The organism is Corynebacterium sp. HMSC074A09 (assembly GCF_001811545.1).
GTDB lineage: Bacteria > Actinomycetota > Actinomycetes > Mycobacteriales > Mycobacteriaceae > Corynebacterium > Corynebacterium hiratae.
In genome coordinates this window covers 32,774-46,114 of sequence record NZ_KV805147.1, presented here as the reverse complement: position 1 = coordinate 46,114, position 13,341 = coordinate 32,774, and the positions used below count along the sequence as shown (strand labels likewise).

9 protein-coding genes and 1 pseudogene are annotated in these 13,341 nt (G+C 59.9%); 6 read left to right on the top strand and 4 right to left on the bottom strand.

The genetic code is table 11. The features are described 5' to 3' along the window. Positions 1–8: 8 nt before the first annotated feature. The gene (locus tag HMPREF2807_RS05585) at positions 9–2,117 is read left to right on the top strand and encodes a S9 family peptidase (RefSeq protein WP_070511044.1); all 2,109 of its coding nucleotides are present in this window, start codon (positions 9–11) and stop codon (positions 2,115–2,117) included. 54 nt (positions 2,118–2,171) lie between these two features. Beyond that, positions 2,172–2,858, top strand: coding sequence for a DUF2334 domain-containing protein (locus HMPREF2807_RS05580; RefSeq protein WP_049154755.1), 687 nt, complete (start codon positions 2,172–2,174; stop codon positions 2,856–2,858). A gap of 707 nt (positions 2,859–3,565) precedes the next feature. On the opposite strand, the gene HMPREF2807_RS13895 is transcribed toward HMPREF2807_RS05580, so the two are convergent. Further along, positions 3,566–3,982, bottom strand: coding sequence for a hypothetical protein (locus tag HMPREF2807_RS13895; RefSeq protein WP_049154756.1), 417 nt, complete (start codon positions 3,980–3,982; stop codon positions 3,566–3,568). Beyond that, positions 3,936–4,883 carry a trypsin-like serine peptidase gene (locus HMPREF2807_RS13485; RefSeq protein WP_158010531.1) on the bottom strand — a complete coding sequence of 316 codons (948 nt, stop codon included), beginning with the start codon at positions 4,881–4,883 and terminating at the stop codon, positions 3,936–3,938. The genes HMPREF2807_RS13895 and HMPREF2807_RS13485 overlap by 47 nt, the downstream gene beginning before the upstream one ends. A 326-nt stretch (positions 4,884–5,209) precedes the next feature. On the opposite strand from HMPREF2807_RS13485, the pseudogene HMPREF2807_RS13720 reads away from it, so the two are divergent. Further along, positions 5,210–5,426, top strand: a pseudogene (locus tag HMPREF2807_RS13720) (IS256 family transposase); the annotation flags it as partial. 100 nt (positions 5,427–5,526) lie between these two features. On the opposite strand, the gene HMPREF2807_RS05570 reads toward HMPREF2807_RS13720, so the two are convergent. Beyond that, positions 5,527–8,793 (bottom strand): ExeM/NucH family extracellular endonuclease, encoded by a 3,267-nt coding sequence (locus HMPREF2807_RS05570; RefSeq protein ID WP_232751632.1) that lies wholly within the window; start codon positions 8,791–8,793, stop codon positions 5,527–5,529. A gap of 229 nt (positions 8,794–9,022) precedes the next feature. Here HMPREF2807_RS05570 and purS point away from each other — a divergent pair, with 229 nt between their 5' ends. From purS to purL, 3 genes are read left to right on the top strand one after another with little or no spacing between them, the layout of a single operon-like run. Then, the gene (gene purS / locus HMPREF2807_RS05565; RefSeq protein ID WP_039676532.1) at positions 9,023–9,253 is read left to right on the top strand and encodes a phosphoribosylformylglycinamidine synthase subunit PurS; all 231 of its coding nucleotides are present in this window, start codon (positions 9,023–9,025) and stop codon (positions 9,251–9,253) included. Then, positions 9,253–9,915, top strand: a complete 663-nt coding sequence (gene purQ, locus HMPREF2807_RS05560) for a phosphoribosylformylglycinamidine synthase subunit PurQ (RefSeq protein ID WP_010188961.1) — start codon at positions 9,253–9,255, stop codon at positions 9,913–9,915. The genes purS and purQ overlap by 1 nt, the downstream gene beginning before the upstream one ends. Positions 9,916–9,943: 28 nt before the next feature. Next, positions 9,944–12,241, top strand: coding sequence for a phosphoribosylformylglycinamidine synthase subunit PurL (purL, locus tag HMPREF2807_RS05555; RefSeq protein ID WP_070511042.1), 2,298 nt, complete (start codon positions 9,944–9,946; stop codon positions 12,239–12,241). Between the two features lie 137 nt (positions 12,242–12,378). Here purL and HMPREF2807_RS05550 read toward each other — a convergent pair whose 3' ends face one another. Then, entirely contained in the window at positions 12,379–13,338 is a 960-nt protein-coding gene (locus tag HMPREF2807_RS05550) for an Abi family protein (protein ID WP_070511040.1), read from the bottom strand. Positions 13,339–13,341 lie beyond the last annotated feature (3 nt).

Below are 13,341 nucleotides of genomic sequence, written 5' to 3'. Positions count from 1 at the left end.
GAGGCTGAATGAACGCACCGATTGCTGCTAAGCGCCCGGTGACGCGTGAGTTTCATGGCCGCAGCTTCGTCGATAACTACGAGTGGCTGCGCGCGAAGGAGGCGCCGGAAACCCGCGAGTATCTGGAGGCTGAAAACGCCTACACCAAGGAGCGCACCGCACACCTGGAGACCTTGACGGAGAATATCTTCTCCGAGGTCAAGTCCCGCATCAAGCAGACGGACATGTCCGTGCCCCAGCGCCGCGGCAAGTACTGGTACTACGGCCGTACCGAGGAAGGTAAGGAGTACGGCTATAGCTGCCGCATCCCGGTCTCGGAAGGCTCCGATCCGTGGACCCCGCCGACCATCCCGGAGACGGGGGCGCCGGAAGGGGAGCAGGTGCTTCTCGACGTCAACGCGCTCGCCGAAGGCCACGACTTCTTCGCCCTGGGTGCTTCTTCGGTGAGCGATTCCGGTGATTTGCTGGCCTATTCGGTCGACGTGGCCGGCGATGAGCGCTTTGAGCTTTTCATCAAGGACCTGCGTTCAGGCGAGCTGTTGGAGGATCGTCTGGAAGGCATCTTCTATGGTGCGACGTGGGTCGGGGAGGAATTCATCTTCTACACCACCGTGGATGACGCGTGGCGGCCGGACACCGTGTGGCGCCACCGCGTTGGCACCCCACAGTCGGAGGACGTCGTGGTCATGCGCGAGGAGGATTCGCGCTTCGGCATCGGCGTGGGCACGACACGCAGCGAGAAGTACATCATGATTGTCTCCGGCTCGAAGACGACGAATGAGGCGTGGGTGCTCGAGCAGGACAACCCGGAGGGCGATTTCCGCTGCCTGTGGGCGCGCGAGACCGGCGTGGACTACGACGTCGACCACGCCGTGGTGGGCGGCACCGATTATTGGGTGGTCACGCACAATGCCACCGGCCCCAACTTTGCCTTAGGTTACTGTCCTGTCTCCGATGACCTTCCAGCCTTGCGCGAACTCACCGTCCTCATGCCACACGATGACACAGTGCGCATTGAGGGCGTGGATTGTTACCGCGACCAGATTATCGTGGGCTATCGCCGCGGCGGGATCGGCCGTGCAGCGGTGATGGATGTGCGCCAAGGGTGGGCGCGCTTCGACGAGCTTCACTTCAACGAGGAGCTCTACACCGTCGGCGTGGCCGGTAACCCCGAGTGGGACGCGCCGGTGCTGCGCGTGAGCTATACCTCCTTCATCCAGCCGGCCCAGCTCTTTGATTACCGCGTGGCGACCGGCGAGTACACGCTGCTGAAGGAACAGGAAGTCCCTGGCGGCTATGACAAGGATGAGTACGTGGCTTACCGCGTCTGGTCTGAAGCACCTGACGGGACGAAGGTGCCGGTGTCCATCGTGCACCGCGCGGACCTCGACCGCACGCAGCCGAACCCGACGCTGCTGTATGGCTACGGCTCCTATGAGGCGAACATGGACCCGTATTTCTCGGTCTTCCGTTTGTCTCTCATGGACCGCGGCATGATCTTTGCCATGGCGCACGTGCGCGGTGGTGGTGAGATGGGCCGCAACTGGTACGACGACGGCAAAATGCTGGCGAAGAAGAATACGTTTACGGACTTCATCGCGGTGGCCGATGACCTCATCGCGCGCCGGGTGACCACGCCTGACACCTTGGTAGCGGAGGGCGGTTCCGCCGGTGGCCTGCTCATGGGCGCGGTGGCCAACATGGCACCGGATAGGTTCAAGGCCATCGAGGCGAACGTGCCGTTCGTGGATCCGTTGACGTCTATTCTGATGCCGGAGTTGCCGCTCACGGTGGTGGAGTGGGAAGAATGGGGCGACCCGTACCATGACCCGGAGGTCTACGACTACATGGCCTCCTACTCGCCGTATGAAAATATTGCGCCGCAGGAGTATCCCAATATCCTGGCGTTGACCTCGCTCAATGACACCCGCGTGCTCTATGTGGAGCCGGCGAAGTGGGTAGCCAAGCTTCGCGACGTCGCCACCGGCGGCGAGTTCCTCCTCAAGACGGAGATGGCCGCCGGCCATGGTGGTGTGTCTGGCCGCTATGCCAAGTGGCGGCAAGCAGCATTCGAGTATGCGTGGCTGATTAACCAAGCTACGGGGGCGGAGGCTTAAGCATCACCCCCGCTCGGCGCGCGGCGGCGCGGTGGCTATGCGATAATTTTCCTTATGCATGGCCACCTTTTGGTTTCGATTTCCAGTATCTTCGACGACACCCGAAGGCAGGCCGCTGACCTGCTGGAGCAGTTCGATAAAGCGGATATCCCGGTGTCCTTGCTCGTAGCGCCACACATCGATGGCAATTGGCACCTAGCTAAGGATGAGTCGACGCGATCGTGGTTGCGTGATCAAGCGGAGGGCGGCCGCGTGCTCATTCTCAACGGCTTCGACCAAGCAGTTCAGGGCCGCCGCGCGGAGTTCGCGAACTTGGATGCGCACGAGGCACGTCTGCGCCTGAAGGGGGCGACGCGGCAGATGGCAAAGATCGGTTTCGAACCCACTATCTTTGCGCCGCCGCGCTGGCGCATGTCGGAAGGCACGCTCACTGTCCTTCCCGAGTTTGACTTCGACTTCGCCGCCTCTACCCGAGGTATCCATGATTTGCGCTCTGGCGAGCTCCACCAAGCCCGCAACCTGTCCTTTGGTGAGGGTTTTGGTTCTGCGAAGTGGTGGCGCCGCAACATCATCCGCGCCGCGGAGCGCTCCGCCGAGCGCGGCAATACCGTGCGCCTGTCCATTTCGGGACGCAACCTTGATGACCGCAAGGTTGTTTCCGATTTCCTCAAGGCTGCCGAGCGCGCCATGGCAGCAGGTGCCCGCCCCGCCGACTATTCCGTTTTCACGCACGCCGAATAGCCCACCAACCTCTTTTTCTTTGGGGTGTGGCCGAATTAGACGCGGTGTAGGTTTGTGAACCCGTCGGGTGTGCTGGCTGCGTGTTTCACGAGCGCAATCCCCGAATTGCGGTAGCGGACGTAGGTTTCAATTGCCCCACCCGCAATCGGAGCGAGAAAAGCCTCTCTTATGAGGGGCTTGACCTGGCTGAGCAGAGACGAACTTAGCGAGTATTCCGGCGTCGCGGGTCAGTGAGTTAGTGGCAGGAAGCTCCGTCAGTAATGCTGGCGGGTGTCCGGCTGCACTGTTGGCGGCGTCTAGCGCGTACTCGGTACTACATGGGGGTGTTGGAGGCGCCACGACTCGGTGGCGTTGCGTCAACTTCTACTTGGAAAAGCTAGTTCTTGTGGCTAACTTCAAACAGATCATCGCGATGTGCATTGAAGGTGATGGGGTCTTTACAGGTTTACAGCCAACTGCCCGTGTAAACACATGCAGATAAGCGTTTGGCGCTCTTGGGGCAGAGGTTTAAAAGCGTTCATTTGTTTGAAAATGATGTTTTGCTGCTGTCATTAAATGCGCCAGCTTCTCATACGGGCGCGTACGAAAGTACGGTTCCCTCTCGAATTAGGTGTGGTTCATTGAAAAGCGTGTGCCCCCAGGAGGTTTCCCTGGGGGCACACGCGTGTTTCTCTTAGCTCTTTAGAACCAAGAAAGTTAGGGCCAATCTACTTAACAACAATCTTTACCATCACCGGCTCGTCATTCACGGTTACTTCCTGACTACCCTCGAGCGCTCGCGCGGAGGAAAGACTGGAAAGCCCTGAACAAGATGCGTTGATGGTATGCGAACCAGGTTCCAACGCGTAGAAGTACACGCCTTTGGCATTAGTCGTGTGTACCTTTTCCTGCGAAAGGCCAATAAGCTTACATTCGCCTGCCGAGTTACCACTGGAGGTTACAACGCGAATCGTTGATTCTCCTGCATTAGGCTTGGACTGCCCATCGTTGGGGAGGCCTTGGCCGACACTGATTGCAACAACTAGGGAAATAATGCCCAGAACGGTACCAATGAGTCCGAGAAGGTTACTGGGGTTATTAATGAGAGCTTGAACCTGAGCTGGAACCGGGATCTGTGGTTGCATTGTTTTGGATCTCCTTAATGTCATTGAAGGTATTTAGCATGCTTGGGCTGATACGTAGGGCACTGTTTTCAGGGCAGCCGAGATCGCTGATGCCATGCGTGTGAATGCCGATGGCAGCGTTGTCTGTGGTATAGACTGGCGAGCCGCTTTGTCCGCCCGTGGTGTCCAAGTTATAGCAGAGTCGAGTTTGGGTTCCTGGTTGAAGGATTCCGCTCATTGTCCACAGTTGTCCGTAGTCGCGAATCAGGCCCTCGCCTTTTTCTCCTGGAAATCCGGTGACAGTTGCTTTTTGCCCGGAGAAAGCGGAAGAAGTATCGCTCGGTTTAATTCCAAACCAGCTGGAAGAAATCGGCTTTGCAAACTTTACAACTCCCCAGTCGTGATCGGCGGACCCGGTAGTGGGGTATTTGGCGGATACCCACTTTTGGGACGCAAAGGTATAAGACCACTGGCTCCAATCTGATGGACGGAAAATGAGCTTTGGAGTCCATCGCTGCTTATCTTTTTCGTAAAGGCAGTGGGCAGCCGTAATGAGAGTATCTGGTGAAATCATCCAGCCAGTACAATGGTTAAAGCCGTCTCGCTGGATCTGGACGATAGCCGGGTTGGGAGATGCCTTTTGCCGATCATCGGTACCGATAATCGAGTAAGTCCCTACCGTGGTTTCGCGGTCTTGGGAGGTCGCCGTGTTTGGAAATCCGGAAAGTCCAACTGCCTCCGTGCCAGAGTTGAGGTCATCGTTATCAGTTGCAATTGGCAGGAATAGCTCCTCGCCTGTTTCTGACACGCCCACCACAGAGTCGTGAAATGCTTGGGTTTGAGCATTTGCTACGGTGGGGGACAGGCAGGTTATTGTAGCCACTATTGCTGCGATAGTAGATTTCCGAAGAGAGAACTTCATGAGTATCCTTTGCAGGTGAGAGATGATGATGTGTGGGGTGAACTGGGGTAATTCCCATTCACCTTGCAGTGAATTATGAGGCATCGAAAAGGGCCGTGCAACCGTCAGGCGGTTTGATGTTGCCTCGTGTTCCCCCAAATAGGGGAGGGGTGGCCTCTTGTTTCATCGGGTCCGACTGGCCGGCTGCGCTGGGGATCCTATATAGGTTGCCAACCTCGTGGGTGGGTTAGTCGGGGTTGGTTTTCTCTGCGGGAGCTATATGGACCTGTTGTCTCCGGGCATGACTTGAAAGCTTATCCATGACGGACAAAACTTGGGACCCTTCAGACTGGTGGCTCGATACCCACACCGAAGAACCTGTAGCGCCACTGGAGTTAGCCAAGTAACAAGACTTCGAACGCCAAGGAGAAAAGCACCACGCGCTACCTGGGCGAAAGAAGAACTCAAACGGCGCGGCCACCCAAACGGCGACCAGCCACATACGACGCCCACATCGACTACGAATGGAACCCCAGCCTAGGCGTAAGAAAAGGCTGGGGCGGGGTTCCTAAATCCACACGAAATGTCCGTTACGCTCGGAGAAAAATGACCTTGAGTCCAAGGCTTACATACAAAACGCACACATTAAACTCGGGAGAGCGCTCTATTCAGACTCGGTTGGGACACAGGCAGCGGCAATGATGCCGAGGACTGCCAGCAGGCCGATACCACCAGCTGCGTACTGAGCCTCGCGTGGGATGTTGCGCGTGACGTTGTACGTCAGCGACTCAATTTGCTTCTGTACCGGCTCAAGGCCCGGGATATTGAACTGCGCGCTGATGTTCCCGAGGAAGGCCAGTGGGATGGCGAGGGCTGCTGGGATGGTGAGGCCGAGGACCGTCGGCAAGCAACGCTCACTCACAGAGGAACCACCTGCCGGGGTCGCCGGCTTGTCGCCGGACTTGACGGTTTCTGAGGTGCCGTCGGTGTAGGTGATGACGAGGTTACCGTCGGCATCCGTGGTCACGGACTTAATACCGCGGCCGTCCTTGCCGTCTTTACCGTTTGCGCCATCGCGGCCATCGGTGCCGTCGCGGCCTGGTGCGCCATCGAAGCCATCGCGGCCCGGCATGCCCTGGTCGCCCTTCGAACCGGCGAGGGTACCGAGAATCTCAGAGGTGCCGTCGGTGTAGGTGACGACCACCTCGCCCTTGTCGTTGGTAGTCACGGACTTGATACCACGGCCGCCTTTACCGTCGGCGCCGTCCTTACCGTCCTGGCCGGCATCGCCCTTGTCGCCCTTGTCGCCGTCTTTACCGTCCTTGCCATCGGAGCCGACGACCTTGCCAGCATCCTCGGTGGTGCCGTCGGTGTAGGTGATGATGAGATGTCCATTGTCGTCAATGGTGACGGACTTGATGCCGCGGGCTTCGTCAGTCGGCGCTGGGTCCTCGGTCTTGTCACAGTCCTTAAGATCGTCAGCAGAGCGGGAAACCTGGGCAAGGTTGAAACCCACCTTGACCGGGTCGTGGTCGGAGGAGCGGTAGGGGTTATCGGCCTCAAAGACATCGCCGCCGGTGTAGTTGCGGCGAGAGTACTCCATGGCAATCGGCTCATCGGAGTTGATGTTCCAGGTCTGTGCAGCCTGGGCATCGACGTGCTCGTTGGCCAGGATGTGGTCCAGGGAGCCAATGCGGCCGGAGAACTGGTAAGAGGCCACTGCCTGCCACTCAGACTCCGGGTTGAGTTCCTCAACCGGGATGGTGTAGCCAGCGTTGCGGAAGATGGAGATGGCGTCTTCCTTGGAGTAAGCGTTCAAGTCACCCATGACGAAGGTGGCCTTCTCCTGCCACTGCGGCTGCTTGGACAAACCATCGAGGACAGCCTGGGCGTGGGCATTGCGCACGTTGGGGTTGTTGCCCTGGCCGTCGCCGGTGTCCTTGTCGCCGTTAGCCACCGAACCCTTGGACTTGAAATGTTTGGTGACCACCACGAAGGAATCTGGGCCCTCAGGAGCGCACTTGTCAGCAACCGGCTTGAACTCCGCAGCGAGCGGGGTGCGGGCGGTGCCCTTGAAACGCTCGTCCTCCAGCAAGGTGGCCTCACCTACTGGCTGGACGCGGTCCTTCTTGTAGATGATCGCAGTGCGGATGACATCCGAGTCCGCCGCGGAGTTCGCCGGGGCCTTGACGTAATCCCACTTTTCGGATTCCGCGCGGGTGTTGAGTTCATCTACGAGGTACTTCACAGCATCGTCGTAGGAGCCACCCACGGTATTCGCGGCGTTCTCAATCTCCGACAAGCCAATGACGTCGGCATCGAGGCCCTCCAGCGCGGTGAGGATCTTGCCCTTCTGGTCGTTGAACGCAGACTCCGACCACGCGCCGCGGAAGGTGCCGCTATCAGAACCCACACCGTTACCGAAACGGTCCTTGTACGCCTTCGCGCCGTTGTCCTCACCTAGGTTGATGAAGAAGTTCAGCACGTTAAACGCCGCCACGGTGTAATCGCCAGCCACCTGCGGGGCCTCCGGGCGGGCCGGGTCCCACGTAATCGGTAGGTCTGCGGTTACGGAGTCACCCGTAATCATCGTGGTGGGCTGGAAGCGCCACTGCTCGTGGCCGTAGCCCAGGATGACGCCAGAGTCGGCAAACTCCACCTGGTTGGTGGTGCGGATGGTCTTCACATCCGAGCCGTTCTGCATGATGTAGGGCAGCTTCGTCGAGGCGCCATCACGGGAGAAGTCGCGCGTGGAACCGTCGTCCAAGATGACGTACTTTGCCGCGTTAGCGGCTTCCATGTTCTTTTGTTCCTGGGTGCCCGGGGAGACAATATCGGTGGGCTGACGCAGCGCCTCAGTGCCCGGCGCTAGCCCGAGCTCGCCGAAGCGGTTGAGACCGTAGTTATCAGTCACGGTGTGCACGCCAGGCTTGAGCAGCATGGACTCGAGCTTCTCTCGCGCCGCATCGCCTTCCGGCAGGGCATCGATGGCCAGCGGGGTGACGGGGGAGAGGGCGTCGTCAAGCGTGGATCCAGTGCTCAACGAGATTTGAGTCTGCCCGTAGTACTCATCAACGGTGCCGGTGACCTCGACGGAATCCCCAATCTCTGGGTAGAAGCCGGTACCACCGGTGTAGACGAAGACGGCCTCGGAGGCCTCGGTCGGCGCGGTCTTTCCCGTGCCCGGGGTCTGGATGGTGAAGCCGTTGAGGGACTTCTCACCCTTCCACACCGCGGTGACGACGCCCTGCGTGGTGACGTTCTGGCCCTTGAGTGGGGACTCCGCGCCGGTGCCTTGAATCCCCGGGATGGTGACGGTCGCGCCTGGCTCGGTCGGGGTGGGGTCCGGTTGCGGGGCTGCACCGCCGGCCGACTTCGGCGTTGGCGCAGCCGCAGAGAAGTCCGCGGAGTTGTCGTCGGTATCGGTCCCCTCGGTGTCGCGCTGGGCGGAGGTGGAGTTGTTCAAGGCTTTGGTGGGGGAGCCCTCGCTGAGCGACGCCGCCCCGTACCCCACGAGGTCCACCTCGGCCCCGGAGGCGTCGTAAAGCTTCACCGAGCCCTTGGAGCCGGACATGGACAGCTTGCCCTCGTGATCCGGGGTGGGCAGCGGATCGCCTGCGCCGCCGCCACCTTCCTGGATGAGGAAGTAACCCCCGGCCGGGATGGAACCGGACAGGTCGTGCTTGCCGCCCGAGTTGCCGGAGGAGGAAAAATATTCGACGGACCAGCCGGAGAGGTCAATGGCGCTATCCGTCGGGTTGTAGAGCTCGATGAAGTCATGGGTAAAAGCGGCACCCTTGTTGCCGCCGCCACCATAGACCTCCGAGATGACGGCAGTGGAGCCATCCACCGCGGCGCCGGCCTGGGGGACAACGACGCAGGTAGACACTAATGCAGCGATGGCGAGAGAGCCGATGCGTGTGAGGCGCATGAGAGGTTCCTTTAATCAGCGAGAAAATGACAACGCATCTGGTTCTACCTGCCTTCGCCGCCACGGGATACCGGAGGACAACGCGCGAGCTGGGGGTTAAGCCGGGATTCCCCAAGAATTCTTCAGCCGTTTGGTTTGAATTCACCACCCCCAAAGATTCCGAATCTTTCCCGCTGGCGGGATAGACTGGCGGGGCACCTATACTCACGCACAGTAAGGCAGAATTTTCATGGCTCGTGTAGTTGTCAATGTCATGCCCAAGGCCGAGATTTTGGACCCGCAAGGTCAGGCCGTCGTCCGCGCGCTGGGCCGCCTGGGGGTTGCTGGTGTCAGCGACGTGCGCCAGGGCAAGCGCTTTGAAATTGAAGTCGATGATTCGGTCAGCGCCGAGGAACTCGAGAAGGTTGCGTCCACCCTTCTGGCGAACACCGTGATCGAGGACTACGAGGTTATCCAGTAATGAAGATCGGCGTTATTACCTTCCCCGGCACGCTTGACGACGTCGACGCGGCCCGCGCCGCCCGCACCGCCGGCGCCGACGTCGTGTCCCTGTGGCATGCGGATGAGGACCTGCGAGGAGTGGACGCCGTCGTTGTTCCCGGCGGCTTTTCCTACGGTGACTACCTGCGCTCCGGCGCCATCTCTGCGCTGGCCCCGGTCATGCGCGCGGTGGTGGAAGCAGCGAATAAGGGCATGCCGGTGCTCGGCATTTGCAACGGCTTCCAGATTTTGACGGAGGCCGGCCTGCTGCCCGGCGCCCTGACCCGTAACCAGGGCTTGCACTTCCACTGCGTGGATACCTACCTCGAGGTGGCGAACGCACAGACCTCCTGGACTAGCGAGTTTGAGCAGGGCCAGCGGATCCTCATCCCGGCGAAGCACGGCGAGGGCCGTTTCCAAGCAGATGCGGAGACCGTGGAGCGCTTGGAGGGCGAGGGCCGCGTGGTCTTCCGCTATACCGATAACTTCAACGGCTCCATCAACGGCATCGCCGGCATCACCAACGAGGCCGGCAACGTGGTGGGGCTGATGCCGCACCCAGAGCATGCCATCGATCTTCTCACCGGCCCGTCCACCGACGGTCTGGGTTTGTTTGTGTCCGCCCTCAAGGTCGTCGCTTAACCCGCGCCGACGGTTATAAGGAGAAACAATGACCGTACACAACGACACCGTCGAGCAGGCGGCCGCGCAGCCTGAGCTGGACCAGCCCTACCGCGAGTTGGGCCTGAAGGATGACGAATACGCGCACATCCGCGAAATCCTGGGCCGCCGCCCCACCGACGCCGAGCTGACCATGTACTCGGTGATGTGGTCGGAGCACTGCTCCTATAAGTCCTCCAAGACGCACCTGCGCTATTTTGGCGAGACCATGACGGAAGAGATGGGCTCCAAGATTCTCGCCGGCATCGGTGAGAACGCCGGCGTGGTGGATATCGGAGACGGCAACGCGGTGACCTTCCGCGTGGAGTCCCACAACCACCCGTCCTACGTGGAGCCGCACCAGGGTGCGGCCACCGGCGTGGGCGGCATCGTCCGCGACATCATGGCCATGGGGGCTCGCCCGATTGCCGTGATGGACCAGCTGCGCTTCGGCCCGGCTGATGCTCCCGACACCAAGCGCGTTTTGCCCGGTGTTGTCGGCGGTATTTCGCACTACGGCAACTGCTTGGGCCTGCCCAACATTGGCGGCGAAACTGTTTTTGATGAGTCCTATGCCGGTAACCCGCTGGTCAACGCGCTGTGCGTGGGCACGCTGAAGGTCGAGGACCTCAAGCTCGCTTTTGCCTCCGGTACCGGCAACAAGGTCATGCTCTTCGGTTCGCGCACCGGCCTCGATGGCATCGGTGGCGTGTCCGTGCTGGCTTCTGACACCTTCGAGGACGGCGCCGAGCGCAAGCTGCCGGCCGTGCAGGTGGGTGACCCGTTCGCGGAGAAGGTTCTCATCGAGTGCTGCCTGGAGCTGTACAAGTCCGGCATCGTCGTGGGCATCCAGGACTTGGGCGGTGCGGGCCTGGCCTGCGCCACCTCCGAGCTGGCCGCCGCCGGCGATGGTGGCATGGAGATCAACCTGGACAACGTCCCGCTGCGCGCAAAGGATATGACCGCTGCAGAGATCCTCGCCTCCGAGTCCCAGGAGCGCATGTGTGCCGTGGTGACCCCGGAGAACGTGGAGAAGTTCAAGGAGATCTGCGCGCATTGGGATGTCACCTGCGCTGAGATCGGTGAGGTTACCACCGGCAAGCACCTCATTATCCGCCACCAGGGCGAGGTCGTCGTGGACGCCCCGGCCGGCACCATCGCGGACGAGGCCCCGGTCTACGACCGCCCCTATGCCCGCCCGGAGTGGCAGGATGCGCTGCAGGAGTTCCAGGGCGTCGAGAAGCAGGACCTCACCGTGGCGCTGAAGAAGCTTGTGGCCTCCCCGGCGCTGTGCTCGCGTGATTTCATCACCAACCAGTACGACCGCTACGTGCGCGGCAACACCGTGCAGTCCCACCACGCGAACGCTGGTGTGCTGCGCATCGACGAGGAGACCGGCCGCGGTATCGCGGTATCGGCCGATGCCTCTGGTCGCTACACCAAGCTGGACCCGAACATGGGCACCCGCCTGGCGCTGGCGGAGGCCTACCGCAACGTCGCCGTCACCGGTGCCCGCCCGGTGGCCATTACCAACTGCCTCAACTACGGCTCCCCGGAAAACCCGGACGTGATGTGGCAGTTCCGCGAGTCCGTGCATGGGCTTGCCGACGGCGCCGTGGAACTCGGCATCCCGGTCTCCGGCGGCAACGTCTCCTTCTACAACCAGACCGGCGAGGAGCCGATCTTGCCGACGCCCGTCGTGGGCGTCCTCGGCGTTATCGATGACGTCCACAAGTCCATCGGCAACGAGCTCGGCCTCGTGGAGGAGCCGGAGGTACTCGTGCTGCTGGGTGAGACCAAGGATGAATTTGGCGGCTCCATCTGGCAGCAGGTCAGCGCTCGTGAGCAAGGAAATGAGTCGGAGAATGGTTTGAATGGTCTGCCGCCGCAGGTGGACCTGGCCAACGAGCAGCGCCTCGCGGACTTCTTCGTGGGCAACGAAGGCTTGACCGCTGCACACGACATCTCCGAGGGTGGCCTTGCCGTCACCGCATTCGAGATGGCCAAGCGCAGCGGCGTGGGCTTGAGTCTGGACCTGTCCAAGGTCCATGAGGATGCCTTCGTGGCTGCCTTCTCCGAGTCCGCCTCCCGCGTGCTCGTGGCGACGACCGCGGACCGCGTCGACATGCTGCTGCAGCGCGCTGAGGAGTGCGGTGTACCGGCCGTCGTCGTCGGCCAGACCACCGACAACGGTGAACTGGAACTCGGCGGCGAGTCCATCGCCGTTTCTGAGCTGCGTGAGGCCTGGGCTGCAATCCTGCCGGACCTCTTCGGCCACGCGGTCGGGGCAAACTCCGTGGTGGAGTAGGCCCCACTCACGCTGCTTGTCCCGCAGTTTCTAGAAGAAAAGCCCAGCTTCGGCTGGGCTTTTCTTTCCCCGAAGAGCCGCTTCGTAAGACCCACGAAATTCGCAACTGTTTGTTGCTTCAAAGGCATGAAAAGAACTTAAAGTGTCTTTTCATCCCAGTCGCTTTGAATTCCGATACTGGCTTTTTCAACAAGAGGATTCGTGAGGAAGTGCTGGTTTAATGATGCCACTACTTTGTCAGGCCAGGTAGTCCCAGGGGACACGGTTCGTAGCATATGCGCCATGACAATTAAAGCGCCGAATAGCTTTTCACTTTGAATCTCTGGCAGGAGGTAAAGGCTCCCATTGCTACGGATAACTTCAGTTGGAGCCGGAGCAAAAGAACGATTCCATAGCCTTCCATGGTGCGCACACGTATTCCGAATGATAGTTAGCTGCTCGAGCCAACTTGCCAGCGGATGTTTTTTCGTAAGTTTTTGCTTCTGATTCCTATTCAAACTAGCGAAGTCGATCTTTATATCCAGCGCTTCCGAAATCGATCGCTGATCGTTGGATCCTAAGCCTGCATAGAGCTTTGAAATATCCGAAAAATCGAGCACTTCAGCCACAACCCACATGGGATACTGTCCACCGTATTCATCAATGTAGTGCTTCACGGCGTCGTTCTTCTTTGCCCTCGCGAGTCGTCCATACGCTGTACTCAGCCACGACACGTGGTCGAAGTTTGGCCGAAAGTCGTCTGAGCGGAGGTAGAAAGTAGGATCATTGGGGTGTCGAGTACATAGCAGCTCGACGAGCTTGGTTCGCATCGCTACTTCGATTCGCTCCATTCCGTCATGGATCAGGGTGCGGAGTTTCCTATCGGCTTCATATAAGGAGATGACGTGCACAAAATCGGTACCATCGACGAAGTGACTTGAACGACTAGTTCCGTCTTCATTGAATTGTCTGGCTGGATACCAATAGGCAGAAAGTCGGTAGTAGCTAACGTGTGAAAACCATTGTTCAGCTAAAGCTTTGTCGATCTTCATGCCACGGCTTTGCAACCGAATAATATGCTCGTCAATGGTCGCTGCTGGCTTGAGCGATGAAGACATGGG

Coding starts and splice junctions, on each gene's coding strand:
- HMPREF2807_RS05585 (WP_070511044.1), top strand. CDS start 9: ATGAACGCACCGATTGCTGCTAAGCGCCCGGTGACGCGTGAGTTTCAT.
- HMPREF2807_RS05580 (WP_049154755.1), top strand. CDS start 2,172: ATGCATGGCCACCTTTTGGTTTCGATTTCCAGTATCTTCGACGACACC.
- HMPREF2807_RS13895 (WP_049154756.1), bottom strand. CDS start 3,982: ATGCAACCACAGATCCCGGTTCCAGCTCAGGTTCAAGCTCTCATTAAT.
- purQ (WP_010188961.1), top strand. CDS start 9,253: ATGAAGATCGGCGTTATTACCTTCCCCGGCACGCTTGACGACGTCGAC.
- HMPREF2807_RS05550 (WP_070511040.1), bottom strand. CDS start 13,338: ATGTCTTCATCGCTCAAGCCAGCAGCGACCATTGACGAGCATATTATT.
- HMPREF2807_RS13485 (WP_158010531.1), bottom strand. CDS start 4,883: ATGAAGTTCTCTCTTCGGAAATCTACTATCGCAGCAATAGTGGCTACA.
- HMPREF2807_RS05570 (WP_232751632.1), bottom strand. CDS start 8,793: ATGCGCCTCACACGCATCGGCTCTCTCGCCATCGCTGCATTAGTGTCT.
- purL (WP_070511042.1), top strand. CDS start 9,944: ATGACCGTACACAACGACACCGTCGAGCAGGCGGCCGCGCAGCCTGAG.
- purS (WP_039676532.1), top strand. CDS start 9,023: ATGGCTCGTGTAGTTGTCAATGTCATGCCCAAGGCCGAGATTTTGGAC.